3 protein-coding genes are annotated in these 3,117 nt (G+C 49.5%); 1 reads left to right on the top strand and 2 read right to left on the bottom strand.

Features of this window, described 5'->3' with window-relative positions; genetic code table 11:
* On the bottom strand, positions 1-1,367 hold a 1,367-nt coding region (locus ACKOVI_RS05275), incomplete at its 3' end, for a sensor histidine kinase (protein WP_509603028.1).
* Positions 1,368-1,379: 12 nt separating this feature from the next.
* Entirely contained in the window at positions 1,380-2,090 is a 711-nt protein-coding gene (locus ACKOVI_RS05270; protein ID WP_509603027.1) for a response regulator transcription factor, read from the bottom strand.
* A gap of 257 nt (positions 2,091-2,347) precedes the next feature.
* Here ACKOVI_RS05270 and ACKOVI_RS05265 point away from each other — a divergent pair.
* Positions 2,348-3,117 (top strand): ATP-binding protein (locus ACKOVI_RS05265; protein WP_509603025.1); only part of this gene is annotated, 770 nt, incomplete at its 3' end.

Here is a 3,117-nt window from a genome sequence, read left to right as displayed (position 1 = left end):
CCCAACCCACTACCTTCACCATCCACGCGAACGCGAGCTGGATCTGCGCGATAGAAACGTTCAAAGATCTTCTCTTGATCTTCAGTTGATAAACCTGGACCGTTATCTGAGACCGCGATACGAATTCCATCGCTATCGCGTTGGATTGAGACATCAATCTTTGTTCCAGCAGGTGTGTGTGCTCGTGCATTGGCAAGAAGGTTTGCTACAACTTGGTGAATGCGAGCTTCATCGCCCAGCGCAAAGAGCTCATCTGTATGAGGTGTGAAAGTCACTGGGTGTTCTGGTCCTGCAGCTCGAGCAGAGGCAACTGCTGAATCAACAACATCCACAAGATTAACTGGCTTTGATTCCATCTCGCGAGCTTGATCAAGTCGAGCAAGGAGCAGTAAGTCTTCGACGAGTGCACCCATTCGCTTTGATTCACCTTCAATACGTCCTAAAAGTTCGCGGGTAGGCTCTTCACCAGAGACTGCACCTTGGCGGTAGAGCTCAGAGAACCCTCGAATTGCGGTAAGTGGGGTGCGAAGTTCGTGTGAAGCATCAGCGACAAAACGACGGAGCTTATTTTCAGATTCAGTGCGGGCTGCAAATGAGGTTTCGATACGGCCCAACATCGAGTTGAGAGATGTCACCAGACGTCCAACTTCTGTATGCGGGTTGGCATCAGGCATTCGTGCTGAGAGATCACCAGCAGCAATCTGTTCAGCTGTTTGCTCAACATCTTCTAGTGGCTGCATTCCAACTTTAATAACGATGCGGGATGCGATTGCAATGAGTGTGATTAAGAGAAGACCGATAAGAAAGAAGAAGAATCCGAGTTTTCCAACAGTCTTATCGAGTCCATCGAGTGATTGAGCTGCGACTACTGTTCCGGCATTGTTGGGAAGAGCAAGTGCCACCGCACGGAAGTCATTTCCTTGTGCATCAATAGTAAAAGCTTTGCCATTGTAAGAAGCGGCCTTTGCCGGGGTAATTCCAGTCAGATAATCAGCTACTGACGCTGCATTGAGGTCTCCACCTAACCCTGCTGTGACCGATCCAGTTGAATCAAGAAGTGTCACAGAGGTTGCAGTAGGGATCCTCTGCAACGGCGTACGAGGTGCTGGTGAAGAACTGGGACGTGGGCGATTTTCATTGTGATGTCCATAGTAATCATCGCCATCTGCTGCGATTCCTGCCTCTGCAATTCGTGGAAGTGAACTTCCGGAGAGTGAGAGGAGTTCGTTATCTATTTGCTGTAAAAGATAGGAACGTAAAGCTTGTTGTGCGACGACACTGGAGAGAATGAAACCTGCAGCACTGAGAAGAACAACTCCGAGAACCAGTCGGCTGCGTAGCGACCAAGTGCGGAGAGGGCTCTTCATTGGGAAAGCCTATTACTTTGAAGGTGCAATTCGTAGACGGTAACCAACACCGCGCACTGTATGAATAAGCGCTGGTTCGTAGATGTCAATCTTCTTACGAAGATAGGAAATATAAGTTTCAACGATTCCTGCATCGCCACCAAAGTCGTAATCCCAAACGTGATCGAGAATTTGCGCCTTGGATACGACGCGATCAGCATTAATGAGCAAGTAGCGCAGCAAGGTAAATTCTGTAGGGGAGAGTTCAATTAGATTTCCTGCGCGACGCACTTCATGAGTTGCTTCATTGAGTTCGAGGTCTGCAAAAGAAATTTTCTCATCATCAATCGCTTGTTCAACAACACCGATACGACGCAAAAGCGCCTTCAGACGTGCAACAAGCTCTTCAAGGCTAAATGGTTTAGTCATGTAATCATCGCCACCGATGGTTAAGCCTTGGACCTTATCTTTCATCTCATCTTTTGCAGTTAAGAAGAGAACACCTAGTTGATGACCTTCGTTGCGAATCTGGCGACAGACTTCAAAGCCATCGAGATCGGGCAACATGACATCGAGAATCATTGCGTGTGGCTTGAACTCTTCTGCGACCGCGAGTGCTTGCGATCCACTCGCTGCGGTGCGCACATCGAAGCCGACGAATTTCAGTGAGGTGGCGATAAGGTCGCTGATGCTGGTCTCATCATCGACGACGAGGATGCGATTTCCGGAAGTTTCTGTGGCCATGGCGTAATACTCGCGCTCAATACTGTGGGTTAGCTGAGAATGGCGCGGGAATGGACAGGGAAGGCATTTACGCGGAGAAAATCCGGTCACCCCACAGGGAACCTTAGAGAGTGGGCTAAAAGTTGGCGATTTCTACCGTCTAAGGCTTTTGGCGGTATTTACAGCCGGGATTTACCACTAGGATAATTGCCTAGCCTGAGTAAATCGGGCTTCTAAGGCCCCTAGGGGCGATTTAGCTGATAGCCAACGGAGGCGCGATGTCTGAGAAGAAGCAGGGCTACGACGCCTCTTCGATCACCGTCCTTGAAGGCCTCGAGGCTGTCCGCAAGCGCCCAGGTATGTATATCGGCTCTACCGGCGAACGTGGCCTCCACCACCTTGTCTACGAGATCGTCGATAACGCAGTGGATGAGGCGCTCGCAGGCTATTGCACAGAAATCCAAGTCACCTTGATGGCAGATGGTTCGCTGCGAGTCATCGATAACGGTCGCGGTATCCCAGTTGATATTCACCCGGTCGAAAAGAAGCCAGCTCTCGAAGTTGTTCTTACTGTTTTGCACGCAGGTGGAAAGTTTGGAGATGGAGGCTACTCAGTCTCTGGCGGCCTTCACGGTGTGGGTTCTTCAGTTGTGAATGCACTCTCAACCCACATGACTGCGACGGTCAAGCGCGACGGATTTATTTGGTCACAGAGTTACGAACTCGGTGTACCAACTGCACCGGTAAATAAAGGTGAGGCAACCACTGAAACCGGAACAACAATTCAATTCTGGCCATCACCAGAGATCTTTGAAACAGTTGATTTCTCATTTGAGGTTCTCTCTACACGCTTTCGCGAAATGGCATTTCTCAATAAGGGTCTTATCTTGTCTCTTACAGATTTGCGTGATGGCCACGTCGATGAAAAAGGCGAGCAACTCTCAGTTCGCTATCAATATGCAGGTGGCATCACTGACTTTGTAAAGCACCTTAACTCCACTCGCGGCGAGCTCCACAAGTCAGTTATCGCTATCGAAGCTGAAGATAC

The organism is Candidatus Planktophila sp. (genome assembly GCF_046070465.1).
Taxonomy (GTDB): Bacteria; Actinomycetota; Actinomycetes; order Nanopelagicales; family Nanopelagicaceae; genus Planktophila.
This window is presented reverse-complemented; position numbering and strand designations above follow the sequence as displayed.